General features: G+C 59.7%; 23 protein-coding genes. 16 read left to right on the top strand and 7 right to left on the bottom strand.

What is annotated here, in order from left to right:
* Positions 1-13: 13 nt before the first annotated feature.
* Entirely contained in the window at positions 14-742 is a 729-nt protein-coding gene (locus GHO32_RS07895; RefSeq protein WP_153331726.1) for a class II aldolase/adducin family protein, read from the bottom strand.
* A 338-nt stretch (positions 743-1,080) separates the two neighbouring features.
* On the opposite strand from GHO32_RS07895, the gene GHO32_RS07890 reads away from it, so the two are divergent.
* From GHO32_RS07890 to GHO32_RS07830, 13 genes are all read left to right on the top strand, one after another.
* Positions 1,081-2,250 carry an LLM class flavin-dependent oxidoreductase gene (locus GHO32_RS07890; RefSeq protein WP_153336289.1) on the top strand — a complete coding sequence of 390 codons (1,170 nt, stop codon included), beginning with the start codon at positions 1,081-1,083 and terminating at the stop codon, positions 2,248-2,250.
* A gap of 101 nt (positions 2,251-2,351) precedes the next feature.
* On the top strand, positions 2,352-4,133 hold the full coding sequence (locus GHO32_RS07885; protein WP_153336290.1) for an ABC transporter ATP-binding protein: 1,782 nt from the start codon (positions 2,352-2,354) through the stop codon (positions 4,131-4,133).
* Positions 4,126-5,961, top strand: a complete 1,836-nt coding sequence (locus GHO32_RS07880; RefSeq protein ID WP_153336291.1) for an ABC transporter ATP-binding protein — start codon at positions 4,126-4,128, stop codon at positions 5,959-5,961. Before GHO32_RS07885 ends, GHO32_RS07880 begins: the two co-directional genes overlap by 8 nt.
* 241 nt (positions 5,962-6,202) lie before the next feature.
* Complete coding sequence (locus GHO32_RS07875) at positions 6,203-7,258, top strand: ABC transporter substrate-binding protein (RefSeq protein WP_048373022.1); 1,056 nt, start codon at positions 6,203-6,205, stop codon at positions 7,256-7,258.
* 65 nt (positions 7,259-7,323) lie between these two features.
* Positions 7,324-8,379: an ABC transporter substrate-binding protein gene (locus GHO32_RS07870; RefSeq protein ID WP_153442810.1), complete on the top strand. Its 1,056-nt coding sequence runs from the start codon at positions 7,324-7,326 to the stop codon at positions 8,377-8,379.
* The gene (locus tag GHO32_RS07865; protein WP_153336292.1) at positions 8,379-9,146 is read left to right on the top strand and encodes an ABC transporter permease; all 768 of its coding nucleotides are present in this window, start codon (positions 8,379-8,381) and stop codon (positions 9,144-9,146) included. The genes GHO32_RS07870 and GHO32_RS07865 overlap by 1 nt, the downstream gene beginning before the upstream one ends.
* 9 nt (positions 9,147-9,155) lie before the next feature.
* Positions 9,156-9,926 (top strand): ABC transporter permease, encoded by a 771-nt coding sequence (locus GHO32_RS07860; protein WP_178113856.1) that lies wholly within the window; start codon positions 9,156-9,158, stop codon positions 9,924-9,926.
* 14 nt (positions 9,927-9,940) lie between these two features.
* Complete coding sequence (locus tag GHO32_RS07855) at positions 9,941-10,759, top strand: ABC transporter ATP-binding protein (protein ID WP_153336293.1); 819 nt, start codon at positions 9,941-9,943, stop codon at positions 10,757-10,759.
* A gap of 225 nt (positions 10,760-10,984) precedes the next feature.
* On the top strand, positions 10,985-12,082 hold the full coding sequence (locus GHO32_RS07850; protein ID WP_153336294.1) for a sigma-54-dependent Fis family transcriptional regulator: 1,098 nt from the start codon (positions 10,985-10,987) through the stop codon (positions 12,080-12,082).
* Between the two features lie 103 nt (positions 12,083-12,185).
* A complete protein-coding gene (locus GHO32_RS07845) occupies positions 12,186-12,992 on the top strand; it encodes an energy transducer TonB (RefSeq protein WP_153338178.1) in 807 nt (268 codons plus the stop codon).
* A gap of 82 nt (positions 12,993-13,074) precedes the next feature.
* Positions 13,075-13,791 (top strand): MotA/TolQ/ExbB proton channel family protein, encoded by a 717-nt coding sequence (locus GHO32_RS07840; RefSeq protein WP_153335550.1) that lies wholly within the window; start codon positions 13,075-13,077, stop codon positions 13,789-13,791.
* A gap of 1 nt (position 13,792) precedes the next feature.
* Complete coding sequence (locus GHO32_RS07835; RefSeq protein ID WP_048372930.1) at positions 13,793-14,194, top strand: biopolymer transporter ExbD; 402 nt, start codon at positions 13,793-13,795, stop codon at positions 14,192-14,194.
* A 225-nt stretch (positions 14,195-14,419) separates the two neighbouring features.
* Positions 14,420-15,820: a metallophosphoesterase family protein gene (locus GHO32_RS07830; RefSeq protein WP_153335549.1), complete on the top strand. Its 1,401-nt coding sequence runs from the start codon at positions 14,420-14,422 to the stop codon at positions 15,818-15,820.
* 72 nt (positions 15,821-15,892) lie between these two features.
* On the opposite strand, the gene garD is transcribed toward GHO32_RS07830, so the two are convergent.
* The 3 genes from garD to GHO32_RS07815 form a co-directional block, all read right to left on the bottom strand.
* Positions 15,893-17,446 carry a galactarate dehydratase gene (garD, locus tag GHO32_RS07825; RefSeq protein WP_153335548.1) on the bottom strand — a complete coding sequence of 518 codons (1,554 nt, stop codon included), beginning with the start codon at positions 17,444-17,446 and terminating at the stop codon, positions 15,893-15,895.
* A gap of 60 nt (positions 17,447-17,506) precedes the next feature.
* Complete coding sequence (gene kdgD / locus GHO32_RS07820; protein WP_153335547.1) at positions 17,507-18,418, bottom strand: 5-dehydro-4-deoxyglucarate dehydratase; 912 nt, start codon at positions 18,416-18,418, stop codon at positions 17,507-17,509.
* Positions 18,419-18,734: 316 nt separating this feature from the next.
* Entirely contained in the window at positions 18,735-19,217 is a 483-nt protein-coding gene (locus GHO32_RS07815) for an Lrp/AsnC family transcriptional regulator (protein ID WP_123751798.1), read from the bottom strand.
* A 136-nt stretch (positions 19,218-19,353) separates the two neighbouring features.
* Here GHO32_RS07815 and GHO32_RS07810 point away from each other — a divergent pair, with 136 nt between their 5' ends.
* Together GHO32_RS07810 and GHO32_RS07805 are read left to right on the top strand one after the other, a co-directional pair.
* Complete coding sequence (locus tag GHO32_RS07810; RefSeq protein WP_153335546.1) at positions 19,354-19,980, top strand: LysE family translocator; 627 nt, start codon at positions 19,354-19,356, stop codon at positions 19,978-19,980.
* A gap of 134 nt (positions 19,981-20,114) precedes the next feature.
* Positions 20,115-23,291 carry an autotransporter domain-containing protein gene (locus GHO32_RS07805; RefSeq protein ID WP_153335545.1) on the top strand — a complete coding sequence of 1,059 codons (3,177 nt, stop codon included), beginning with the start codon at positions 20,115-20,117 and terminating at the stop codon, positions 23,289-23,291.
* On the opposite strand, the gene GHO32_RS07800 is transcribed toward GHO32_RS07805, so the two are convergent.
* Entirely contained in the window at positions 23,288-24,004 is a 717-nt protein-coding gene (locus GHO32_RS07800) for a hypothetical protein (protein ID WP_256665505.1), read from the bottom strand. The genes GHO32_RS07805 and GHO32_RS07800 overlap by 4 nt on opposite strands.
* 380 nt (positions 24,005-24,384) lie before the next feature.
* Positions 24,385-24,702 carry a hypothetical protein gene (locus GHO32_RS07795; RefSeq protein WP_153335544.1) on the bottom strand — a complete coding sequence of 106 codons (318 nt, stop codon included), beginning with the start codon at positions 24,700-24,702 and terminating at the stop codon, positions 24,385-24,387.
* Positions 24,703-24,711: 9 nt separating this feature from the next.
* Between GHO32_RS07795 and GHO32_RS07790 the strand changes: the two genes are divergently transcribed.
* Entirely contained in the window at positions 24,712-24,927 is a 216-nt protein-coding gene (locus GHO32_RS07790) for a DUF2790 domain-containing protein (RefSeq protein ID WP_256665503.1), read from the top strand.
* A gap of 122 nt (positions 24,928-25,049) precedes the next feature.
* Here the strand turns inward: GHO32_RS07790 and GHO32_RS26440 are convergent.
* Positions 25,050-25,697: hypothetical protein (locus GHO32_RS26440; protein ID WP_256678610.1), on the bottom strand; the 648-nt coding region annotated here is incomplete at its 5' end.

The raw sequence follows: 25,697 nt of genomic DNA, 5'->3' as shown, positions 1-25,697 counted from the left end.
GTTTGGCTGGACCTTAAGCCGCGTTTTCCAGCAGCTTTTTACCCTCAGCCCACAGGCCGGTCATGTTCCACTGCTGCTCCAGAACCCCTGGGCCAAACTCTTTGGAACCGCCCAAGCCTTCGGCCAGGCCCTGGAACCAGGCGCCTTCTTCAATCAACAAGATCAACTTGGCCACTTGAATAATCCCCGTGCCCCAGAAGGTCGCGCCTCCGTTGGCTTCCAGAATCGCCGGCAAGTGCGGGTTGGCTTCCAGATTCTGCACGATGAAATCAGCCTCGGGCTGGCGACGGTCAATGTAGATAGGCAACTCGCGGGCCAAGGTCACCCGTTGCGAGGCCGCATAGCGAATCGGCAGCACTTGATGTGCGCTGGCCCAACCGCCCAGCCACGGCGTGTGCACATGGGTCACCACGTTAACTTCCGGGCGCTGGGCAAAGATCGCCGCATAACGCTTGCCATTGCCCCCAGCCTTGCGGCCGCTTAGCGGGCCTTCAACCGATTCGTCCAGATATACCTCGCCGTCGTAGTCAGCGACCACGGCGCGGATTTCTTCGTCATCTGCCCACGGGCCGGGCGCATGCAGGGCAATCACCAAACGGGTTTGCGGCACACGAACGTACGCCTGGAAGGTATTGGTAGCGGTCAGCGTACGGGTGTTTTTCAGCACACGAGTCGCTTTGGCAAAATCGCGTTTGGCTTGCTCAAGGAAGCTCAGTTGTTCAACGGTCAACGAGTGAGTCATGGCGTAGGCTCCAGCTAATCGGTTAGTAATGCCGGGCGAAAATCCGGGCATGTCCGCTACACAGCACTTCCTGTGCCAGCCCCTACACAAAAATTAACGCGTTGTTTTAAAAGACATTTATTAAAGATCAGAGAATTATTCCGCGACCTGCTGCTGATCTTGCTGCGGTGCCAGCATGACGTGCTGATCAGTTGCTGCTGCACCAGCAACCACACCCGGGACCATTGCGCAAAGCCCCGATCCAGAGGGCTCCGGGGCCTTGGCACAGGCGTTGCAATTACCTCGGTAACGCGGCTCTCGAGGTGATGAGCCCGACCACTGTCACTCTGGAGTTATTCATGAGTACCGAGTTCTTCTGGCGCCTGCCTCTGGGCAGTGATGGGCATGATTTGGCAAGTGATAAAAATACCCGTGGCAGTGCGATTTACCGCCCCGGCAATATCGCCCCCGGCCGCTTGCCCAATGGCGAACCTGACGGCTTCACCTATATCGACTACATCGCTCAGGTGGCCAAAGCCGCTGAGCTGGCAGGCTTTGAAGGCGCACTGCTGCCCACCGGCCCTGAGCCATGGATCGCGGCTGCCGCACTGGCCCGCGAAACCCGCCGTATCAAGTTTCTGATCGCCTTCCAGGCCACCTGGACCCTGCCAGCCTATGCCGCGCAGCAAGCGGCGATTCTGCAAAACCTCAGCCACGGGCGCCTGGACTGGAACATCATCACCGGCGGCAACCCGGCGTCACAGCGGGCCAACGGCGACTTCTTGGAACACGACAAACGCTACCAGCGCACCGGCGAGTTCCTCGACATCATCAAGGGTCTGTGGGAGAACGAATCGTTCTCTTATCAGGGCGATATCTACCAGTTGGAAAACGGCTCGCTGCCACGCGGACTGAACAAAGAGCGCAAGCCGGGGGTGTACTTCTCAGGGTTTTCCGACCCGGCACTGGACGTTGCCGCCCGCCATGCAGACGTCTACCTGAACTGGGCCGAGCCGGTGGATAAACTCAAGCCGCACATCGAGCGCGTGCGCGAACTGGCCGACAAACAAGGCCGCGAAGTCCGTTTCGGCATTCGTATCGACTTGTTCGCCCGCGAGACCGAAGAGGCCGCCTGGTCAGACTTGCGCCGCCAATACGAGCGTATCGACGCCAAGACCAGCGACTTCATCAAGAACTTCGCCAGCGGTTCGGACTCCGTGGGTGCAGCACGGCAAACCGCCTACCACCAGAACTCTCAGCGCTTCGAAGACCTGATCATCGGACCCAACCTGTGGGCCGGTTTCGGCAAGGCTAAACCCGGCCCCACCATTGGCCTGGTGGGCAGCCACGAGAACGTCGCCGAGCGGCTGGCCGAGTACCGCGATGCCGGTTTCTCGACCTTTATCCTGGCCGGTAACCCGCACCTGGAAGAAGCCTTGCGCATTGGCCAGGAAGTGCTGCCGCTGGTGCACCAGCGCCCTGTAGCCGAGACCGCGCCGGTCACGGCAGGCCTCAAGGCCGCTGGCTGAAACTCAGCCCTGCGTTTCACCCCCTTCATACCACCCCGCACACACGCCAGTGTCTGCGGGGTTTTGACGATCCGCGTATCGGTCCACAAAGAATGGAACCCATGATCAAGCACTACCCCTTGCTGCGAAGCCTGCTGATCTACCGAGAAATGCCCTGGCGCTTTACCTTGACCGCAGCGCTGTTTGTAGTGGTCAGCGGTGGATTAGCCCTGCAGCAATGGTTAATCGGCAATGCTCTGAATGAGGTCAACAATGGTCACGCCGTGGTCCGCCTCGCCGATGGCAGCCTCGACGCCAGCCGAGCGTGGTTCTGGCTGTGGCTGCTGCTGAGCGTCGCTTTGATACGCGGCATCGCCCAGTACAGCGCTGGCGTCCTGTCATTGATCCTCAGCCAGGCGCTGTTGACCCGATTGCGCGAGCGCATCCTGCAACACGTGCAAAGCCTGCACCTGGGTTATCACTGGCAACACGGCATGGGCGAAATGATCAGCCGCACCACCCGCGATGCCGATAAATTGCGTGACGCCTTGATCAGTTTTTGGCGACAACTGGTGGAAACCCCACTCATCGTGCTGGCCACTGTCGGTCTGTTGATCGGCTATAACCTGTGGCTCGGGCTGGTGCCACTGCTGCTGACAGGTGTGGGGCTGTGGATATTTGTACGCCAGACCGAACGGCTGCTGGTGCTCGACCGCGAAGTGGGGGCTGCCTATGACCGGGTCAATCAAGACCTGAGCGAAGGGATTGGCGGGGTCCGCGTGATCAAGTCATTTGCCCTGGAAGCCGGGCGTATTGAGCGTTTCAACCAACAAGTCGACTTTTTCGCCGAGCAGGCACGCCTGGCCCTGGCCTTTGCCAGTTCACGTATCCCGCTGCCACAGCTGGTGGTCGCGCTGAGCCACGTGTGGATATTTATCTACGGCGCCTGCCTGGTGCGTGACGGCCGGCTGGGGGTGGGCGAATGGGTGACCTCGCTGTTGATTGTCACTACGCTGATTTTTCGTATCGAAGGCATTGGCCGAGTGATGCAGGTATTCGCCGATGCGCGGGCTTCGGCAGAGCGCATCTGGCAATTGCTCGACGCGCCATTGGCCATTCAAAGCGCCAGCGAGCCTCTCTCCAAAGCCCCGCTAGGGTTGTGCCTTGCACAGGTCAGCGTTGAGGCGCCGGGGGGCGGGCAACGCATTCTGCACCAGTGCAGCCTGACCGTGCAGCCCGGCGAAGTCGTTGCCCTGGTGGGCGCCACGGGTGCTGGCAAAAGTGTGTTGGCCAGCCTGCTGCCACGTTTGACCGATGCCGAACAGGGCGCCGTGCTCGTCGGGTCGAGCCGCGATGGCTGGCAAGACGTGCGCACGCTCAAGTTGGATGAACTGCGCCAGCGCGTGCATGTAGTGCCTCAAGAGAGCTTTTTGTTTTCCGATACCCTTGCTGCCAACTTACGCCTTGCCGCCCCCGATGCCAGTGATGAAACCCTGCGCTGGGGGCTGAGCATGGCAGCCGCAGACGATGTGCTCGAACGTTTACCGCAGGGCCTCAATACGGCGCTGGGCGACCGTGGCGTGACCTTGTCTGGCGGCCAGCGCCAGCGCATCAACCTGGCCCGCGCACTGTTGGCGAAACCGGACATTCTGTGCCTGGACGACGCCACCAGCGCGCTGGACTCGGTGACTGAGCGGCGGGTGATCGAGAACATCCGCAGCTTGCTGCAAGACCAAGGGCGCGGCACCACCTTGCTGATCATCTCCAGCAAGCTCTCCACTTTATTGCTGGCCGACCGCGTGCTGCTGCTCGCAGATGGCCACATCGCCGACAGCGGTTCCCATGCCGAACTGGTGCAGCGCAACGCTTTTTATCGTGACCTGCTGGGAGTCGAGCATGGCTAATGCCTTACCTGGAAAAGCCCTCAGCGACATTGAGATTGAAGAGTCGCTGGCCAAAAAAGCCCTGGACCGCAGCATGTTCACTCGGCTATTGCCCTTGCTCGGCCCGGTGCGCGGGCGCATTGGGGCCGTCATTGTGCTGGAACTGCTGCTGGTGTTTACGGTGTTTTTACGGCCCTGGTTCGTGCGCGAACTGCTGGATCGCGGGCTGGTCCATCAGGACAACCAATGGCTGCTCAACACTTCATTAGTCGCCATGCTCGGGGTTGGCCTTTTCATGACCTGGAGCGCACGCTTTGTATTGGCCGGGATCTCGCAATACGTCGCTGGCAGCGCGGCCATCCGCGTTCTTAATGAGCTGCGCATCCGGGTCTTCAGCCACGTTCAGGCCCTGAGCATTGGCTACTTCGACCGGACCAAGGCCGGGCGCATCATTTCGCGCGCCGACCGGGACGTCGACAGCCTCGAATCGCTGTTGATTCAAGGGCCTCCGGAACTGCTGGGCGCACTTCTGCGCTGCGGTGTCGCGTCGGTGATGCTGTGGCTGATTTCGCCGCTGTTTTTCTTCAGTCTGGCGAGCATCGTCCCGCTGTTGTTCTTCGCCACCTGGGGCTTCAAACGCATCTCGCAGCGCACCTGGGCCAAAGTGGCGGAAAACCGCAGCCGCTTTACCGCACACCTGGTCGAAACCGTGGCCGGGGCACGGATGATCCAGCAATGCGTGCAGCAGCAACCCAACCAGCAACGCTATCGGCGCTTGCTCGAAGACTTCAACGATGCACTGATCGGCGGCAACCTGCGCTCGGGCTGGTTTGCCCCGTTCACCGGGCTCCTTGCCGCGCTGGGTATGGCGGTCTTGCTGATGCTTGGCGCCTACGGCCTGGCACAAGGCCAATTGACGGTCGGGCAAGTGGCCGAGAGCTTGTTTTACGTGATGTTGTTCCTGGGGCCGCTGCAAGAACTGTCGGACTTGTTTGAACGTTACGCGACCGGCTCGGCGTCGGCACAGCGGATTTTCCTGCTGCTCGACACCCAACCGGAAATCACCGACAGCCATACGCCGGTGGCCCTTGAAAAAGCCCGAGGTGCAGTGGATTTCGAACGTGTGGGGTTCGCCTATGTACCGGGCTCCCGGCCTGTGATCGATGATTTTGACCTGCATATTCCGGCGGGTGAAGTGCTGGCGATTGTCGGCCCATCAGGGCATGGCAAAAGCACCTTGGTGCAATTGCTCACGCGCTTTTATGACGTGCAGCACGGCACGGTAAAACTCGACGGCATCGACATCCGGCACCTGAGCCAACAGCATCTGCGGCGCAATGTTGGCGTGGTGCTGCAGGACAACGTGCTGTTCAGCGGCAGCGTCCTCGACAACCTGCGCCTGGCAAAGCCCGGAGCCAGCGATGCACAACTGATCGCGGCGGCGCAGGAATTGGGAGCCAGTGAGGTGCTGGAGCGTCTGGCGCATGGGTATCACACCGAAGTGGGGGCGCTGGGAGCACACCTTAGCCACGGGCAACGACAACTCGTCTGCCTGACCCGCGCCTACCTGGCCGACCCGGCAGTGCTGGTGCTCGACGAAGCCACCTCGGCGGTGGATATCCACACCGAACGGCGCATTCAAAAAGCCTTGCGCAAGCTGTGCCAAGGCCGCACCGCGATCATCATTGCCCACCGTCTGGCCACCATTCGCGATGCCGACCGCATTGCCGTAGTCGGCAACGGCAAACTGGTGGAACTGGGCAATCACAGCGCATTGCTGGCCAAGGGCGGTGTGTATGCATCGCTGTACCGCACGTATGCGCACTCGCAGGCACTGCACCCGGCTTGAGAGTGGCCCGCGGCAAAGGTGGCTGCCACTGTTGCTGATCCCCCAGAGCCCTTGCTGATCGATTGCTGCTCCAGCAGCAATCGGCCCTGCGCCGCGCCCCCCAACATCTTGCAAAGCCCCGCAAACCGGCGTCTTCAGCGTTGAACAAAAGCGTGGCATGAGCGTTGCAAACAAGGTTTACCGGCAACCCGTGGGGTTGCTCTTTGACCTGTCGATCCTCGAATTTTTTGGAGAACGTGCAATGTCTCATCCCCTCGAAACACTCTGGTACACCCGTTGCCCTGTGCCCACCGGGCTTGGCATCGCGGTTCAAAAGGGTTGGCTGGAGGAAGTTCTGGAACAACAAGGCACGCGCATCCAGTCACTGCGCGAGTCCAACGAACAAACGGTGCGTGAATCACACTTCGATCACACCCTGCAAAACTCGGTGCGCCACGGCGGTAATATTCCGGCGATCTGGGCCAGGGCCAGTGGCCGTGATACACGCGTTATCGGGCTGTCGTGGGCCGATGAGGTTCAACTGATCTTGACCCTGCCCTCCAGCGGTATCAAAACCGTCAAAGACCTCAAGGGTCGTAAGTTCGGCTTGCCGCACTGGGTCAACGCGCAAATCGACTTCACTCGTGCACAAGCTCTGCGCGGCCTGGAAAACGCCCTCAAGCTCGATGGCCTTGAGGTCAAGGATGTAGAGCTGGTCGACTATGTGCGCGGCGGCACGTTCAGCGATGAAGCCACCCATGTGATCAATGGCATTGCCAACTTCGGCGGCCGCCGTGACGGTGGGCAAAACGCTGAACTGGTGGGCCTGCTGCGCGGCGAAGTCGACGCCATATTCCTCAAGGGCGCACACGCCGTGCAACTGGCTCATCAGTTTGGCCTGCACACGGTGATCGACACTGGCTCTCACCCAGAACCCTTGATTCGCTCCAACAATGGCACGCCGCGCACGTTGAGTGTCGACAGCCATTTGCTGGATAACCACTTCGACACCGCCGTGGCGATTCTGTCTTCGGTGATCCGCGCCGAAGAGTGGGCCTGGACCCACCCGCAAGACACCCGCCGCTTCCTCGCCCACGAAACCAACAGCAGCGAATACTGGGTCACGGCAGCCTATGGCGAAGACGCCCATCAGCGCTTGCGCACCAATCTCGACGAGCGTTCAGTGCATGCCGTTCAGGACTTTACCGACTTCCTGCAGCGCTGGAATTTCATCCCCACCACGTTCTCGGTGAATGACTGGGTCGACAACCGACCACTCGAAGCCTTGCGTACGTCATTGGCCACACGCACGGGTTGATGCGCGGTACCGGGCAGGGACGGATTCCCTGCCCGCTTCACTTTTTAAATGGCCTGGGTAACTGCATGAGCAAAACTCTCGATACGCTTTGGTACACACACAGCCCCGTGCCCACCGGACTTGGCATCGCTGTTGAATCAGGGCGCCTTGCCGAGGCATTTCGCCCTTACGGCACCAATATCCAAGCGCTGCGCGAGTCATCTGACCGGGAAATACGCGAAGCACATTTCGATCATCACCTCGATAATTCAGTCCGCCATGGCGGCAACACCCCCGCGATCTGGGCCAAGGCCAGCGGCAAAAATACCCGTGTGCTGGGGCTGTCCTGGACAGACGAAGTGCAACTGATCCTGACCACCCCGGAGAGCGGGGTTAAAACCATTCGTGATTTACGCGACCGACGCTTTGGCATCCCCAAGTGGGCCAATGTTCAGATCGATTTCGGTCGCGCCCAGGCCCTGCGCGCTTTAGAAAACGCCTTGCAACTCGAAGGGCTGAACATCGGCGATGTAGAACTGGTGGACTATCCCTACGGCGGTAAACACAGCGACGAGCAAATCCGCCATGTGTTCGGCGCACAGATCGCCCTTAAAAGCACTCAGGGCAAACGCCGCAACAATGAGTTGATCGGTTTGCTGCGGGGGGACATTGACGCGATATTCGCCAAGGGCGCGCATGCCGTGCAATTAGCCGACGAGTTCGGTTTGCATGTGGTGATCGACACCGGCTCGCACCCGGACCCCATGGTGCGCAGCAACATCGGTACACCGCGCACGCTGACCGTCGATCAGCACATGCTCGACGAGCATTTCGATGCCGCCGCGCTGATCGTCGAAACCGTGTTGCGTGCCGAGCAGTGGGCCTGGAGCCATGCCGACGAAACCCGACGCTTTCTGGCCCGTAAACTGAACACCAGTGAGTACTTCGTCGCCGCAGCCTACGGTGAAGATGCCCACCGTCGACTGGTGACTCGCCTCGAAGAAAAGTCCTTGCTGGCCCTGCAAGACCTGACGTACTTCTTGCACCGCCATCACTTTATCGAACGGGCTTTTGATGTCCGCGACTGGGTGGATGCGAGACCGCTGGAAGCGGTGCTGGACAAAACCAGGCTGGCCATCTGATGAGCACGCTTATCCGGCGCAACCTGATCCGCCTGACCTGGCTGCTCTCACCTCTGCTGGTGCTGGTGGTGTGGACGCTAGTGGCAGGTTCCGGGCGTTACTCCGAGCAATTGCTGGTGCCACCCTCTGTGGTCTGGGAGGCCTTCAAGGATCTACAGCACAGCGGTGAATTGCTTGAGCACATCCAGTTCAGCCTGAGCCGCCTGGCTATCGGTTTTGCCTTTGGGGCCGGTGCCGGGTTGCTGTTCGGGATTGCCCTGGCGCTGTCAAAAACCGTCGAGCACTACTGCGCACCGCTGTTTCACACGGTGCGGCAGATCCCTTCGATTGCGTTGATTCCGATGTTCATCCTGGCGTTTGGGGTCGAAGAAACCTTCAAGATCATCATCGTCACCAAAGCCGTGTTCTTCCCGGTGGCCTTGGCCACCAGCGAAGGCATCAAGGCCATCCCGCGCAGTTACTTCGAGGTCGCGCGGGTGTACCGCCTGCCATGGCGTGCCCTGGTGCTGGAAGTGATCTTTCCAGCAGCGGCGCCACCGATTCTCACCGGCCTGCGCGTAGCGCTGAGCCGCGCGTGGATGGTGCTGGTGGCTGCGGAACTGCTCGCGGCTGACAGCGGGTTGGGGCAAATGATCGAGATGAGTCGGCAGATGATGCGCATCGATAGTGTGATGGTCGGCGTAGTGGTGATTGGGCTGATCGGCTTTGCTCTCGATTACGGGTTTCGCCTGCTGGAAAAACGTTTGCTGCGCTGGAAAGCCCGTTAGGAGAAGCCCATGAACGTATTGCTTGCCCTGCTGCGCCGTTGCCGTGGCCTGTTGCTGCCGGTGCTGCTGATCGGCCTTTGGGAGTTCTGCTCCCGTCAGGGTGCTGCGCAGGCCTACGCCTTTGTACCGTTGGCGACGATCGGCAAAGGGTTTGTCGATTTGATCGACAGCGGCGCGCTGCTCATCAGCACCCTTGCCAGCCTGCAACGTACTTGCCTTGGTCTGCTGATCGGGGTCACGGCGGGGCTGCTGGTCGGCGCCTCGATGGCGCTGTCACGGGTGGTTGAACGGGCACTAGGGCCGCTGTATCACATCCTGCGCCAAGTGCCGATTCTGGGGTTGATTCCGCTGATTGCCTTGTGGTTCGGCAGCGGTGAAGGGGCAAAAGTGCTGATTGTCAGCCTCGCCGCGTTTTACCCGATGACCCTCAACACGTATGAAGGCTTTAGCCATATCGAGCAGCGCTATCGCGAGGTCGGCAAGATCTTCGCGTTCACCCCGTGGCAGCAACTGACTCAAGTGTTGCTGCCCAGCGCCCTGCCCTCCCTGAGCAATGGCGTGCTGCATGCGCTGGCGTTTGCCTGGGTGAGTTCGGTGGGCGCCGAACTGTTTCTTTCGACGGGTGCCGGGCTGGGCAATCTGATGATGAATGCCGAGGCCGGTTCACGCATGGAAGTCGTGATTATTGGCGTGCTGTGCATTGGTTTGCTCGGCTACGCCATGAACCAATTGTTTTCGCGCCTCAGCCGGCACTTGCTGCGCTGGCGTGATCTTCGTTGAATACGGGATCCCACATGAATGCACCCCTCAAGCAACACTGGCTGGACCCGACCCGGCATCTGCCCGGCGCCCTGGAGATTCGTGGGCTGGGCAAGCAGTACGCCATTGAAGGCAAACCGCTGACGGTGCTGGAAAACATCAATCTGGCGGTCAAGCCGGGCGAGTTCGTGAGCATTGTCGGCGCCAGCGGATGCGGCAAATCGTCTTTGCTGCGACTGATCGTCGGCCTGGAAGCCGAGTACAGCGGCGACATTCTGCTCGACGGTGAACGCATTGTCTCGACTAGCCTGGAGCGCGGCATCGTGTTTCAGGACCACCGCCTGTTCCCGTGGAAAACCGTCGAGCAAAACATCGCGCTCGCGCTGAAAAATCATCGTTTATCCAACGCCGAAAAAGCCAGGTTAGTGGCCGAGCATATTCAACTGGTCAACTTGCAGGGGTTTGAGAAGGCCTACCCGCATCAGTTGTCGGGCGGTATGGCGCAACGCGCTGCCATCGCCCGCGCACTGATCAATAAACCGAAAATCCTCCTGCTCGATGAACCGTTTGGTGCCCTCGATGCACTGACGCGCGTGCACTTGCAACGGGAGTTGCAACGGATCTGGGTACAACAACGCAGCACGATGATCATGGTCACCCACGATGTTGAAGAGGCGCTGTATCTAGGTGACCGGGTGATCGTTATGGACGCTCGTCCAGGGCGAGTCAAACACGAAGTTCACGTCGATTTACCGCACCCGCGTGAACGCCAGTGCGCGCGTTTGCAGGCACTCAAGGACGAATTGTTGACGGAATTGGTCGGCAACGATCGCGAGGCCCCTGCTCACCCATAGACGCCATTTTTACACGCTTTTTCAGCCCGTCATCACGCTGCGACGGGACCCTTTCACAGCCGATTTTTCAGCCGTGCGAGCCCCTGTACCCGGGGGGTTTATACAGATTGAACAGAAAACCTCTTATATGCATTTATTGAATATGCAAATGCTAATTAAGACTTTTTTTATCTATATAAATATCGTGCATGATTCTTCAGCGCTCTTGGTTTCAGGAATATCACCATGTCATTGATCACTCATCCGCATGCTCGCGAACTGACCAAGTCGGTCCGCGCTACCGTATTGGTTTTCAAGGACCCGCGCTCGCTGGAACTGCTCAACCGCATAGAGCGTTTGGCACCCAGCGACGCGAATGCGCTGATCATGGGTGAAACCGGCACCGGCAAGGAGCTGGTCGCCAGACATATCCACAGCCTGAGCTATCGGCGCGATGAACCCTTTGTTGCCGTGAACTGCGGCGCCTTCGCTGAATCGCTGGTGGAGAGCGAACTGTTCGGTCATGAGAAAGGCGCCTTCACCGGCGCCACCACCAGCAAGGCCGGTTGGTTTGAAGCGGCTAAAGGCGGCACGTTGTTTCTCGACGAGATCGGCGACTTGCCATTGAACATGCAGGTCAAGCTGCTGCGCGTGTTACAGGAGCGCGAAGTGGTACGCCTGGGTTCCCGTACGCCAATCCCGATCAATGTGCGGCTGGTGGCGGCAACCAACGTCAACCTGGCCGATGCGGTGGTGGCGGGTAACTTTAGGGAGGATTTGTTCTACCGCTTGCACGTCGCGACGATCCGCTTGCCAGCGCTGCGTGAGCGGCCCGGTGACATTCTGCCGTTGGCAGAGTTTTTTCTCGAAGAACACTGCCAGCGCCTGGGCTACAACCGCGCCACGCTGAGCCCTGAATGCGAGCGCAAGCTGCTGGACCACAGCTGGCCGGGCAACATTCGCGAGCTGGAGAACTCGATTCACCACGCGCTATTGGTGTGCCGTAACCAGCGTGTGCAGCCCGAAGATTTGCACCTGGTCGATATGCGCAGTCACGGGGTGCGCGCCACCAGCCCCCCGGCGTTCACACCGACAAACATGGCCCCGGCAAGCCTTGAAGAAGCCTTGGCCAAATTATTTGAACAGAATTTGCCGAACCTTTACGAGCGCATTGAAGAAACGGTGTTTCGTGAAGCGTACCGGTTTTGCCATGGCAACCAATTGCAAACCGGCCGTGTGCTGGGGATTAGCCGAAACATCGTCCGGGCTCGCCTGGAAAAAATCGGCGAGTTGGCGCAATCACCGCGCAGCGCCAGCCAGGAAGCTCAACGTCAGTCACTGTAGGCGCCAGCTTGCCTCGCGATCTTTTTGAAAGATCAAAAGATCGCGCGACAAGCTCGCTCCTGCAGAGGGTGTAACACGAACATTTTTTAAACGGAGTCAGTCAATGGGTAAAGTCCACACCGCGAGCGCTGTGCCGGACGCGTTATGGCGCCCGGCACCGGTCGGCGACTTGCTCGATCTGAGCCGCGCCTATCGCGAACCGCTGGCGCTGGGGCGGCTGCAAAGTACCCCCAAGCGTATTTTGAGCCGCCCGGAAGCGGTGCTGATCGGCGTGTTGGCGCTGGCGTTGCACGGCGCCGTGATTTATTGGATCAGCCAGAACCCGGCGCCGGTGTTGCCGATCGTGCCGCCGGAAATCCCGCCGATGACGATCGAGTTTTCGCAACCGGCGCCGGTGGTCGAAACACCGCCACCACCGCCTGAGCCGATTGTGCAGCCGGTCGCTGAGCCGCCTCCGCCCGTCGAGGACGAGTTGGCCGTCAAGCCTCCACCGCCGCCCAAGCCCAAGCCAAAACCTGTGGTCAAGCCGGTGCCCAAGCCCGTGCCGAAACCGGTTGAGCAACCCCCCACGCCGCCAGCACCGCCTGTGGCCGCCCCGGCGCCACCGGCACCACCTGCGCCAAAACCGGTGACACCGGCCTCGGCCAACGCCGGTTACTTGCATAACCCGGCGCCGGAATACCCCTCGCTGGCCATGCGCAGAGGTTGGGAAGGCACGGTGTTGCTGCGTGTACACGTGTTGGCCAGCGGCAAACCGGGCGAGATCCAGATACAAAAAAGCAGCGGTCGGACCCAGCTCGATGACGCCGCCCTGGCGGCCGTCAAACGCTGGAGTTTCGTCCCGGCCAAACAGGGCGACGTGGCCCAGGACGGCTGGGTCAGCGTACCCATCGACTTCAAAATCAAGTAACTGAACCTGATTGTTCCAGCGGGCTACCTGACAAAAGGCGCATCGCACTACTGACTTAATGCCTTTGTTGGAGAGCCACACCATGAACCTGATCGCTTCCCCTTTTGAATCCATCGAACACGCGGTCATCTGGCTGCTGATTATTTTCTCGGTCGCCACCTGGGGCCTGTTCTTGCTCAAAGGCGTGCAGTTCGGCCGTCTGAAAAGCCAGGACCGCCGCTTCCTCAAGCAATTCTGGGCCGCCACCAGCCTCGACTCCGCAGCCGAACTGGCCAGCACCGCGCCGGGTGCCGCTGCCCGTGTTGCCCAGGCCGGTTATGCCGCGATCCAGGTGTCTGACACTCAGCAAGCCACTGACCTTGCTCACGCCATCAACCATCAGGACCGCCTCGAGCGCTCACTGCGCCAGCAGATCGTGCGCGAACGCCGCTCACTGGAAACCGGCCTGGCGATCCTCGCCAGTATCGGCAGCACCTCGCCTTTTATCGGCCTGTTCGGCACGGTGTGGGGCATCATGTCGGCCTTGAAAGGCATCAGTGCTGCGGGTTCTGCCAGCCTTGAAACCGTGGCCGGGCCGATTGGTGCGGCACTGGTGGCGACCGGCGTCGGTATCGCGGTCGCGGTGCCTGCGGTGCTGGTGTACAACTACTTTTTGCGTCGCCTGAAACTGACCGCAGCCGACCTCGATGACTTTGCTCATGACTTCTACAGCCTGGCCCAGAAGAGTTCGTTCCGCGTGCATTTGCACCCGGTGCTGAACACCGCAGCCGGTGCAAGTAAAGTGAAGGAGGCGTCTTAAGATGGCTTTTTCAACCCAAGACAACGATGAAGTGCTGAGTGAAATCAACGTCACGCCGCTGGTCGACGTGATGCTGGTGCTGCTGGTGGTGTTTATCGTCACCGCACCGCTGCTGACCAACGCGATCCCGATCAACCTGCCGAAAACCGAGGCCGTGGCCCCGATCGAGCAAAAGGATCCGGTGGTAGTGAGCATCGATGACAAGGGCAAGGTGTACATCAACAAGGACGAGATTCAACCGGACCTGCTGGAGGTCAGCCTGCAAGATGCCAAAGCGAAAAACCCGGATGTGCGCGTGCAGTTGCAGGCCGACAACGGGGTGAGCTACGGCGAAGTGGCCAAGCTCATGGCCTCGATTGAAAAGGCCGGCATTACCAAGCTGGCGGTGATCACGGCCAAATAAACAGGGGTTGCCTCGCGATCTTTCAGGGACCCAAAGATCGCGGGCACGCTCGCTCCTGCCAATGGGCTTGATCTTAAATGACCCGCCGGGGCTCAACGTTTAATCCTCCTCTGCTTTAAAGCACGAAAAAGCCGGTGAAAACCGAGCTGAATCGACCCCCGACCGTCATCCCGATGTCACGCAGCTTTGTTTCCTTGGGCGCATTTCGCCACTCAAGGAGGCTCCATGATTCGCCCAACGCTGCTCGCCCTCGCGCTGTTTTCTGTGATCAACAGTGCAGCGGCCACCCCCGCGTCCCCCCTGCCCCATTCACCCGGTACACCCTACGCCGCCAGCGGTCTGGCGGATCGGATTGTGCTGACGCCGGGGGCCAATCCCGCGCGGGAAATGGCCGTGACCTTTCGCACCGACACTCACCAGCAAGCCAGCCAATTGCAACTGGCGGTCGCCCTCGACGGCCCGCAACTGGCCAAGGCTGCTCATACGCTGGAAGGGACTCAACTGAGCCTGGACACTGAAAACGGCCCGGCGCTTTACCACCAGGTGCGCCTGCACGATTTACAGCCAGACACCGCCTACGTGTACCGGGTCAAAGGTGCTGAAGGCTGGAGCGAATGGTTGCAGTTCCGTACTGCCGCCGAGACGTTCAAGCCATTCAGTTTTATCTACATGGGCGATGTGCAAAACGACATTCTGTCACTGGCCTCGCGCAGCATTCGGCAGGCCCTGAGAAGTGTGGCCAACCCTGCGCTGATCGTGCATGCCGGGGATCTGGTGTCGCAACGCGATGACCTGGTGCATGACGATCAATGGGGCGAGTGGAACCAGGCCGGTGGCTATAACTACGGGATGATCCCGCAGGTGGTGGCCATCGGAAACCACGAATACCTGGACGGGACGAACCCTGATGACAGTGAAAGCCGTACCCTGAGCCCGCACTGGAATCGTCAGTTCGCGCTGCCGGACAACGGCGTGCCGGGCCTGAAGAACACCACGTATGTGATGGATTACCAGGGCGTGCGTTTTATCGTGCTGGATGGCACGGCGGCCCTCGACATGGGCACCTTGGCCGAGCAAACCAAATGGCTTGAGAACAGCCTGAAAAACAGCCCGGCGCGCTGGAATATTGTGGTCAACCACCAACCCGTTTTCACCTGCGCCCGCCCCGAAGACACCGAGCCGTTGAAGGCCGCCTGGAAACCGCTGTTTGAGCGCTACAAGGTGGATCTGGTGCTGCAAGGCCATGACCATTGCTACAGCCGCGTGACCAGCGAAGCCGGGCGTGCGGCCTCCCGTGCAGACCGTGCCAGCGGCAAGGTGCAGGGCCCGGTGTACATGGTCTCGGTGGCGGGGTCGAAGATGTACGGGCTCAATGACCGGGCGCACCTGCAACCGGACCGCAGCGCTGAAGAAACCCAGTTGTATCAGACCATCGACGTGCAAGACTCACGTCTTGAAGTGCGCAGCTACACCGCCGCGGGCAAGCTGTATGACGCGTTTGACCTGAAGCGTGATGCGCAAAACCGCAATCACCTGAGCGAGCCGATGAAGTCCCTGCCTGCTGAACGGGCCTGCACCGGCACGGCGGGCCCGGATGGTTACCCGTGCAGTTCGCGGGGTAAGTAAAACCCGTCTCTTGTCTCGCGATCTTTTGATTGTTTAAAAGATCGCGAGGCAAGCTCGCTCCTTCAGTTGAGGTCAGGTAATGGGCGCCGGGTTGAACAGGGTGAGGTCGTTGTGCAGTTTGTGCTGTTCGGCCCAAGTGTGTTTTTTGCCGCTGGCCACGTCCAGGTAATAGTGGAACAACTCCCAACCCAGCTCTTCGATGCTCGCCCGCCCGGTGGCGATGCGCCCGGCGTCGATGTCGATCAGGTCCGGCCAGCGCTGCGCCAGCTCGGTGCGGGTCGAGACTTTCACCACTGGCGCCATGGCCAGACCATACGGAGTGCCACGCCCTGTGGTGAACACATGCAAGTTCATTCCGGCCGCCAGTTGCAAGGTGCCACAAACAAAGTCACTGGCCGGGGTGGCACAAAAAATCAGCCCTTTGTGGGTAAAGCGTTCGCCAGGGCCGAGCACGCCGTTGATGGCGCTGCTGCCGGACTTGACGATAGAACCCAGCGACTTTTCGACAATATTCGACAACCCGCCTTTTTTGTTGCCCGGCGTGGTGTTGGCGCTGCGGTCAGCCTCGCCTTTGGCCAGGTAACGGTCGTACCAGTCCATTTCACGCACCAATTCCTGGGCAACCGTCTGGCTTTGCGCCCGCGAGGTCAGCAGGTAAATCGCATCGCGCACTTCGGTGACTTCAGAAAACATCACCGTCGCCCCGGCCCGCAACAGCAGGTCCGAGGCGTAGCCCAATGCCGGGTTGGCAGTGATCCCGGAGAACGCGTCGCTGCCGCCGCATTGCATGCCGAGGATCAGTTCGCTGGCCGGCACTGTTTCGCGGCGACGCTGATCGAGCTTCTGCAAGCGGGTTTCGGCCAACGCCATGATCTGTTCAATCATTTCGGTAAAGCCGTGGCTCGCCTCCTGCAAGCGGTATAACCACGGTTCGCTGAGGTCCACCGAAGGGTCGTTGTCGTGCATCACCTGCCCGGCCTGAAGCTTTTCGCAGCCCAGGCTGATGACCAGCGCTTCGCCGCCCAGGTTGGGGTTGCGCGCCAGATTGCGCACGGTACGAATCGGGATATAAGCGTCGGTGGCACTGATCGCCACACCGCAACCGTAGCTGTGGGTTAGCGCCACCACGTCATCGACATTCGGGTAATGCGGCAGCAGTTCGTCACGGATGCGCTTGACCGCATGGTTCAACACCCCGGTCACGCACTGCACGGTGGTGGTGATGCCCAAAATATTGCGCGTGCCCACGGTGCCGTCGGCGTTGCGATAACCCTCGAACGTAAACCCTTCGAGGGGCGCCTGTGCGGCCGGCACGTCGGTGGCCAGCGGCAAGCTGTCCAGCGGTGGCGCGGTGGGCATGCGCAGTTGGTCTTCATTGACCCAACACCCCCGCGCAATCGGCTGCAAGGCATAGCCAATGGTTTGCCCGTAGCGAATCACTTCGCCGCCCTGGGGTATATCGACCAGCGTGACCTTATGGCTTTGCGGCACAAAGTCCAGAGTCACCAACCCATCCGCCAGCTCGGTTCCGGCGGGCACGCCCTGGTCATTCACCACCACGGCTACGTTATCCCGCGCGTGCAGGCGGATGGTGCGCGGCGAGTCGGCATGTTCAATCAACGTCATAAGCCCGCTCCTTGGTTTTACGCAAAAGGCCGCTGATTGCTCAGCGGCCTTGGGCATTGTTTATTGCGGGCCTTGCTTGTCGATCAAGGCGGCCAGTGCTTCGTATTCTTCTGGTAACAAATCGGTCAGTGGCGTACGCACCGGGCCAGCACAGTGGCCAGAGATGGTCGCCCCGGCCTTGACGATGCTCACGGCGTAGCCCGCTTTGCGGTTGCGGATGTCCAGGTACGGCAGGAAGAAGTCGTCGATGAGCTTGCCCACGGTGGCGTGATCTTCGCGGGCAATGGCGTGGTAGAACTCCATCGCGGTTTTCGGGATGAAGTTGAACACCGCCGAGGAATACACCGGCACGCCCAGCGCTCTGTAAGCCGCGGCGTAGACTTCGGCCGTCGGCAAACCACCGAGGTAGCTGAAGCGGTCACCGAGACGGCGGCGGATCGAGACCATCAGCTCGATGTCGCCCAAGCCGTCCTTGTAGCCGATCAGATTCGGGCAACGTTCTGCCAGGCGCTCCAGCAGCGGCGCGGTCAAACGGCAGACGTTGCGGTTGTAAACCACCACACCGATGTTCACCGACTTGCACACCGCCTCAACGTGAGCAGCCACGCCGTCCTGGCTAGCTTCGGTCAGGTAGTGCGGCAACAACAGCAACCCTTTGGCGCCCAGGCGCTCGGCTTCTTGCGCGTATTCGATGGCTTGACGGGTAGAGCCGCCGACACCGGCCAGAATCGGCACGCTGGTGGCGCAGGTATCCACCGCGGTTTTGATCACTTGCGAGTATTCGCTGGCCGCCAGGGAGAAAAACTCACCGGTGCCGCCTGCTGCGAACAAGGCCGACGCGCCATACGGGGCCAGCCATTCCAGACGCTTGATGTAGCCCTCACGGTGAAAATCACCCTGAGCATTGAAATCGGTGAGCGGAAAAGACAGCAGGCCAGACGAGAGGATGGACTTCAGTTCTTGTGGATTCATTATTCGAACACCCTGGGTGATTGAGATGACGGCAGCAAGTTTTGTCGTACGTCATCGTACAACTAATAATATTATCGTCAATCCCTGTTCTTAAAATCACCCGCACAGGGGCGCCCTAACTGCTCAATAACGGCAAGCCAAGGGCCGTGTTAGAGCGGTCAAACGCTGGATGAAATAAATACCATAAAGGCTAAGGCGGCGTATTTAAATGCGCACAGCGATGAGAGCGCTTTGCGGTCCCGCGCTGGATCGTGTCTTGTGCGTGCCTAGAGGGCATGCCGTTATACAGGCCAACAGGTTGTACGATCACAACACCTCACCCCTTGGGGCCTTTGACCGGATACTCCATAAACGGCTTGATTTCCTTGAGTACAAACATGCTCTGCATCTCTTTGATCCCGGTCAGGCGCCGGATCACCGACATGGCAAAGTCGGCAAAGGTGTCCAGGTCCCGCGAGACCACTTGCAGCAGAAAATCCGCATCGCCGCCAATGCTGTAGCAGGCCACCACGTCTTCAAGGGCCATGACTTCCTGCTCAAACTTGCGTGCTTCGACTTCGCTGTGGCGGTCAATGGTGACCCGTACGAACACCAGCACCCCGAGGCCGATCTTGCGTCTGTCCAGCACCGCGCGATAGCCCTGGATGACCTTGTGCTCTTCCAGTTGCCGTACCCGCCGCCAGCAAGGCGAGGCCGACATGCCGATGCCATCGGCCAGGGTCTGATTGGTGGTGCGCCCGTCCTGCTGCAAGGCGGCAAGAATTTTGGCGTCAATGGCGCTTAGGCTCTGCTCGGTCATAAATACCTCGTTGATAATTTTTAAAGGTAAATCTGACCCTTATTCAGTCAATCGACAATCAAAAAAGACCAATTTATCCACCGCCTGCGGGATATGCTTATTGACACACACCCTCAGCCAAGGATGAATCCGGATCATGCTCGAACTCTCTCAAGCACTGACATACACCGCCGCACTGGGCGTCGCTGCGGCCATCCCGGGCCCCGGCATGGCCGCTCTGGTTGCACGCAGCGTGGGTGGTGGCGCCCTGCCCGGCTTCAGTTTGTTGTCTGGATTGATCCTGGGCGACCTGGTGTATTTGTCCTTCGCAGTGTTTGGCCTGAGCTTGATCGCCCACTACTTCGATGCGTTGTTTGTCTTGGTGCGAGTGTGTGCGGCAGTTTACCTGAGCTATCTGGCCTGGCAGTTCTGGTGGGCGAAGCCGCAGCCAGTAGTGCTCGGTCGGCCAATCAACAAGCGGGAGCTGTTCAGCGCCTGGCTGTCCGGCCTGACCATTACGTTGGGCAATCCGAAAACCATCGCGTTCTATCTCGCGTTGTTACCGCTGGTCATCAATCTGGAGTCGGTGTCGCTGCACACATGGGGCGTCGTGCTGGTGCCGTTGACCATTGCGGTGCTGTTTATCGTCGGCGGCCTGTTTGTGCTGGGCGCGGTGCGTATCCGCCACTTGCTCGCCAGCCCGCGCGCTCAACACTACCTGTTTAGAGGCGCGGCGTTGATGATGCTGGGGGCCGCGCTGGCCATGCTGGCGCAAAATCTGTAAGAAGCGCCCTGAATAATCGTTTTGCCCTACGACACTCCCGGACCGCTCTCCCGGGCAACCCCGCCGCGTCCGATACGCATCCTGTTGCAAATTGCCCACGCTATGCAGCGTCAGCAATCACGCAAAGGATCCCCATGTCGAACGTACCGCAATCTCGGCGGCGAGCACTGCCGAGCGCCTGCTCATTGCCCACGAATACCCTCACCCTGGGCCTGTTGGCGGGTTTATGGACGCTGCCAGCACACGGTCTTGCCTATCACGAACAAGGCCGCCTGCACGACGCAGCCAGTTGGCACAGCCAGGAATTCACCCGGGACTGGGGCCTGCAAGCCATCGGTGCAGACGCCGCTTATGCGCGCGGGCTAAGCGGTCGAGGGGTGAATCTGGGTATTTTCGACTCCGGTGTCGACCTTCGCCATAGTGAGTTCGCGGGCAAAGACCATCGTGCTACCCGTTTGGCAGACCCTGGTTGCACCCGTGAGAAGCTGCCCACCGAGCTAGATGATGGCTGCTTTTTCAGCAACGGGGATCGTGCCCAGGTCGTTTATAACGACCTGCCGCCAGAGGTATTGGAGGCGCTGCACTACCTGGTTTCCATTGGCGATCTTTCAAGCGATGACTTGAACGATTACCTCGACATGGCCGGCATCGAATATGAAGCGCACGGCACCCATGTGGCGGGCACAATGCTGGCTAATCGCGATGGTGCGGGCACACACGGCGTGGCCTATGGCGCCGCGCTGAACACGGTACGGATTTTCAGCAACACCTATAACTTTCTTCCACCCGTGTACAAAAAAACCCAGAGCATTGAACCGGGCCATTTCGACACATCCACGCCCACCTACAAGCAGATGCACGCGCACAACGTACGCGCGATCAACCATAGCTGGAACCTCTCTGACCGGTTCGCCAACCTTGATCAACTGACGGCAGCACTGGCAAAACACCGTGAGGGCGTCGGCCGCTCTGTCGCTCAAGGCTCGCTGGATTTCGGCCTGCTTCAGGTCTGGGCGGCCGGTAATACAATCACGCCGAACCTCTCACCTGAACAAGCCCCCATGGCGGGTGTTATCGCGATGCTACCGCTGGCCATTACGGGCCTGGAGCCGTACTGGCTGAGCGTGGTCAATGTGGACCAAAACCTGACCCTTTCACCCGGCTCATTTCGCTGTGGCTACAGCATGGACTGGTGCGTGGCGGCTCCGGGGGCCGCTATCACCTCGTCGGTGGTCGGCGGTGACATTGACGTTAACAAGTGGTACGACGAAGACGGCGAGGTCAATGGCTTTGAAGTGACAGGCGATCGGCCGGTCTTTGCTTATGAAACCTGGTCAGGCACCTCCATGGCCGCCCCGCATGTAACGGGCGCGCTGGGGTTGTTGATGGAGCGCTTCCCGTACTTGGACAACCCGCAAATCCGTGATGTGTTGCTGACCACCGCTCAAGACCTTGGCGCGCCCGGTGTCGATGACGTGTATGGCTGGGGGCTGATCGACCTCAAAAAAGCCATTGATGGGCCGGGGCAACTGCGGGTCGATACCCGCGTGCAGATGGACCGTCGCGCAGGCGGCGCCGTGGTCTGGCAGGGTGGCGCCTGGGACGATTGGCGCAATGATATCGACGGTCCGGGGCGGCTGAACAAAGACGGGGCCGGCTGGCTGCGCCTGAGCGGCAATAACCGTTTTGCCGGTGCGACCCTCAACCAGGGCATTCTGGAGTTCGACGGCACCAACCACCTCACCCGCGACATCACGGTTGAAGGCGGATTGCTGCGGCTCAATGGCGCCTTGCATGGTTCTGCGCTCAACGTTAACGGCGGCATCGCCCAGATCAACGGCCGGGTGACCGACGCCACGACCTGGGTCGGTGCGGCCGGTTTGCTCAGTGGTGACGGCGAACTGTCACACACCCACGTGCAGGGCACACTGATGCCGGGCAGCGAATACCGGGCCTTGACGGTAAACGGCGATTACCAGCAACAGGCCGGCTCAACCCTGATCGCCCGCCCTGGCCCAAACCCTGGCCTGCCTGCGCTACAGGTCACGGGCGCGGCCCATTTGCAGGGCGGTACATTGCGTTTGGCGCCTGCGCCGAATGTGTTCGCCCTGGGTCAGCGCTACCGTGTGTTGCAGGCTGATGCAGGGATTAATGGCCGATTCGACGCGCTGGATCATCAGGCGTTTTCGCCGTTTCTAGGGTTCACTCAACGTCAGGAGGCCGATCAGTTATCGGTTGACGTCAGCCGTGGCCTGCCGTTGGTGTCGGCGGCCAGCAGCGCCAACCAGCGCGCAACGGCCGAAGCTGCCGATGCGCTGCCCATGTCTGCGTCTTTGGCGCAGCGCCTGACCTCATTGTTCCCGGAACCGGCACAGCAGGCGCTGGATCAGCTCAGCGGCGAACTGTATGCCAGCACTCAGTCGGTGCTGCTGGAAAACAGCCACGTTATACGGGATGCCGCCCTGACCCGCGCATCGGGCCTGTCGCCTTCTGGCCTGTGGGTGCAGGCGTTAAATCAAAACGGCCGACTCGACGGAGATGGCAACGCTGCGAAGGTCAGTCACAGCAACACCGGGGTCATGATCGGTGCCGACCATGAGTTTGACCAAGGCACCCGCGCGGGGTTGCTGTTCGCCAACAGCCAAGGCCGTGTCAACACCGGGAACACGGGCAAAGCCTCGCTCGACACTGTCCAGTTCGGCCTGCATGCGGGTCACAGCTGGAACGCGTTCGGGCTTTACGGCGGCCTGGCCTATGCGCGCAACACGATACAGAGCAAGCGCCGGGTCAGTTTTGCCGACATCGATGAAGGCCTCTCGGCCAATTACCTCAGCCACACCCGACAGCTTTTTATCGAAGGTAATTACCGTTTGAACTACGACGCCTGGGCGCTGCAACCCTATGTGCAACTGGCCCATGTGCGGGTGCGCAATGACGGGTTCAGCGAGCGTGGCGGCCAGAGCGCCTTGCAGGGCAGTAAAACCAGCAGCGCGGTCAATTTAAGCACCGCGGGCGTGCGTTTCAACCTTGACCTGAGCCAGCGACAGATCGGCCCATCGTGGTTGAGCTTCAACGCAGGCCTGGCCTACACCCACGCCAGCGGTGACCTGCAACCCACCACCCAGGTTGCCTGGCAGGGCGCCAGCAGCCAACGCATTGCCGGCGCCCCACTCAGCAGCACCGTGCAACTGGACCTCGGTGCGGTAGCACGCCTCTCGCGCGGCAGCACGTTAAGCCTGAACCTGAATGATCAACGCAGTAAACGCTCACGTGAACAAGGCGTCACGGCGCAGTACCAGTACACGTTTTAAGGCCTGTTCACCTCGGCGAAAATCTCCGTGATCGCTCGCCGGGGTGAGCGTTTGACCAGCGCCTTGACCTTGGCGCTCAAACGTAGCAACTCGGCGCTGGGCTTGGCCCATTGCTCGGGCGGCAACGGCTCGGACCATTCACGCATCGCCTCGGGCAGCGCTTTGCGGCCGACCTTGGCGATGCGTTTTATCTCCCATTCCACTAAGTGGTTGGGCAGGGTCCATAACGTCATGACGTGGTAGACGTACCAAAAAAAGCCGTAGACCCACCCCACTTCTTTCTCCCGGATACGCCGGTGCAAACTGGCGCGGGCATTGCGAAACGTGTGCAGCCCTTCGTGGGAAGGGTCGCCGGGAGCCTGAAGTTCCAGCGGGTCCTGGATGGCTTGCAGATCGTTAAGTTCGTACTCCATATAACCGCGCACGGCCTCCCAATTGGCAATCGCCAGTTGCAGGGCGCCGCACTGGAATTCGACGCTGACCAACTCGCCTTCATGCATAAAGCCCATGCCCATCCCGTAGTGCCGGGTGATGCCGTATTGAGTCGCGCTTTGGCCTTGAACCACCCAGGCAGACAAGGATTCCCAAGGGACGAACAAGGGTTCTGTGGCGCCATCGGGCATAAAACAGACTTCACGGCGTTGACGGTTGAAGCGGGTGGGGATGACTTTGGTGAAGAGTTTGTGGTGGTGGAGCCAGATGCAAAAAAACATGCCTAAAACAAACAAGTTCCCCCATAGCGCAAATTTCCAGGCAACCAGAAAGATCCCAGAGATAGCATCCAGAATATCTTCACTACCGAACCCTAAAACCCAACCCAAGAAACCGCCCAAGAGAGGGAACCCAAAAGCGATTAAACAAGCAGCACTGAATGGAAGACCAAGGTTGACCTGATAGGAGAATACATTCGGTTCTCCCCCTCCAAAGTCCAAGTAAATATCGTTGTAATCACTGATATACGGACAGCAAGGTTCTGCCGCTGCGGGCAGCGGCAAAGGGGCCAAATAGGTTTGTCGTCCTGCAAGACAAAACTCTATGTCACCCGCTTTTTTAGAAGAGCCTTCTAATGATTGTTGAATTGATATGGAAGGGCTCATTGCAAAGCCTCCATTGCCATGACATCAACCCCTAACAAAGGCATTTCTACGTTCGAATCGAAATGCTGTTTCGCCGAGAGAAAGCGTCCACCTTCAAGAGGATTGAAACGAATACGGTAATTACGCCGAACCAATTGCCCCTCGTCATCTAACGACTGGAGCTCAAGCTCAATCAATAACTCCTCGGAAATAGTGCCGATAGTGCGTTCAGGATTGCGTGGATATGTCAGCTTGATCATCAAGGGGGCTGGCCCGCTCTGTTCTTTTTCGGGCTTGCTCACCATTCGATACAACCCTGCCTGCACCTGCTCCACGGAAAAAGCTTGCCGCCCCCCCTCGAAGAAACATTTGATTTCACCTGCTCCAATGGGGCTGTCTACCTGGACATCGCTAAAGTCATTAACGTGTCGCCTGTGGCCTATGTAGGTGAAGTAATTCCGGCAAAAATGACTTATGAAGACTATCAAGGGTGGGAGCGGGCTTGCTCGCGATGCTCTCAAGAGCGCCTCATTTACTCGGCAAATACGCATCACCGTTAACGACCATCGCGAGCAAGCCCGCTCCCACAGAGGCAGAAATTGCATAAGTGAACAGCATTGCCGCATGCCGGGAGCTCTGTTTGAACAGATTGCAGTCCAGTGATTTGAGTCGTCATAGCCGCTTAACCACGCTGCCTCGAGGTGGGCTCGCTGCGATACACCTCAGCAAACACCTCAGTGATTGACTTGCGTGGTGAGCGTTTGATCAACGCTTTGACCTTGGCGCTCAAACGAAGCAACTCGGCGCTGGGCATGGCCCATTGCTCGGGCGGCAACGGCTCGGACCACTCAAGCATCGCCTCGGGCAGGGCTTTGCGGCCGACCTTGGCGATGCGTTTTATCTCCCACTCAACCAAATGGTTGGGCAAGGTCCATAACGTCATGACGTGGTAGACGTACCAAAAAAAACCGTAGACCCACCCCACTTCTTTCTCACGAATACGCCGGTGCAAACTGGCGCGGGCATTACGAAACGTGTGCAGGCCTTCATGGGAAGGGTCGCCGGGAGCCTGAAGCTCAAGCGGGTCCTGGATGGCGTGCAGATCGTTGAGTTCGTACTCCATATAACCGCGCACAGCCTCCCAATTGGCAATCGCCAGTTGCAGAGCGCCGCACTGGAATTCGACGCTGACCAACTCGCCTTCATGCATAAAGCCCATACCCATCCCGTAGTGGCGGGTCACGCCGTATTGGGTCGCGCTTTGGCCTTGAACCACCCAGGCAGACAGGGATTCCCAGGGGACGAACAGCGGTTGTGTGGCGCCGTCTGG

This window comes from Pseudomonas sp. FSL R10-2189 (assembly GCF_009600325.1).
GTDB classification, from domain to species: domain Bacteria; phylum Pseudomonadota; class Gammaproteobacteria; order Pseudomonadales; family Pseudomonadaceae; genus Aquipseudomonas; species Aquipseudomonas helleri.
This window is presented reverse-complemented; position numbering and strand designations above follow the sequence as displayed.

Coding starts and splice junctions, on each gene's coding strand:
- GHO32_RS07895 (WP_153331726.1), bottom strand. CDS start 742: ATGACTCACTCGTTGACCGTTGAACAACTGAGCTTCCTTGAGCAAGCC.
- GHO32_RS07890 (WP_153336289.1), top strand. CDS start 1,081: ATGAGTACCGAGTTCTTCTGGCGCCTGCCTCTGGGCAGTGATGGGCAT.
- GHO32_RS07885 (WP_153336290.1), top strand. CDS start 2,352: ATGATCAAGCACTACCCCTTGCTGCGAAGCCTGCTGATCTACCGAGAA.
- GHO32_RS07880 (WP_153336291.1), top strand. CDS start 4,126: ATGGCTAATGCCTTACCTGGAAAAGCCCTCAGCGACATTGAGATTGAA.
- GHO32_RS07875 (WP_048373022.1), top strand. CDS start 6,203: ATGTCTCATCCCCTCGAAACACTCTGGTACACCCGTTGCCCTGTGCCC.
- GHO32_RS07870 (WP_153442810.1), top strand. CDS start 7,324: ATGAGCAAAACTCTCGATACGCTTTGGTACACACACAGCCCCGTGCCC.
- GHO32_RS07865 (WP_153336292.1), top strand. CDS start 8,379: ATGAGCACGCTTATCCGGCGCAACCTGATCCGCCTGACCTGGCTGCTC.
- GHO32_RS07860 (WP_178113856.1), top strand. CDS start 9,156: ATGAACGTATTGCTTGCCCTGCTGCGCCGTTGCCGTGGCCTGTTGCTG.
- GHO32_RS07855 (WP_153336293.1), top strand. CDS start 9,941: ATGAATGCACCCCTCAAGCAACACTGGCTGGACCCGACCCGGCATCTG.
- GHO32_RS07850 (WP_153336294.1), top strand. CDS start 10,985: ATGTCATTGATCACTCATCCGCATGCTCGCGAACTGACCAAGTCGGTC.
- GHO32_RS07845 (WP_153338178.1), top strand. CDS start 12,186: ATGGGTAAAGTCCACACCGCGAGCGCTGTGCCGGACGCGTTATGGCGC.
- GHO32_RS07840 (WP_153335550.1), top strand. CDS start 13,075: ATGAACCTGATCGCTTCCCCTTTTGAATCCATCGAACACGCGGTCATC.
- GHO32_RS07835 (WP_048372930.1), top strand. CDS start 13,793: ATGGCTTTTTCAACCCAAGACAACGATGAAGTGCTGAGTGAAATCAAC.
- GHO32_RS07830 (WP_153335549.1), top strand. CDS start 14,420: ATGATTCGCCCAACGCTGCTCGCCCTCGCGCTGTTTTCTGTGATCAAC.
- garD (WP_153335548.1), bottom strand. CDS start 17,446: ATGACGTTGATTGAACATGCCGACTCGCCGCGCACCATCCGCCTGCAC.
- kdgD (WP_153335547.1), bottom strand. CDS start 18,418: ATGAATCCACAAGAACTGAAGTCCATCCTCTCGTCTGGCCTGCTGTCT.
- GHO32_RS07815 (WP_123751798.1), bottom strand. CDS start 19,217: ATGACCGAGCAGAGCCTAAGCGCCATTGACGCCAAAATTCTTGCCGCC.
- GHO32_RS07810 (WP_153335546.1), top strand. CDS start 19,354: ATGCTCGAACTCTCTCAAGCACTGACATACACCGCCGCACTGGGCGTC.
- GHO32_RS07805 (WP_153335545.1), top strand. CDS start 20,115: ATGTCGAACGTACCGCAATCTCGGCGGCGAGCACTGCCGAGCGCCTGC.
- GHO32_RS07800 (WP_256665505.1), bottom strand. CDS start 24,004: ATGTTTTTTTGCATCTGGCTCCACCACCACAAACTCTTCACCAAAGTC.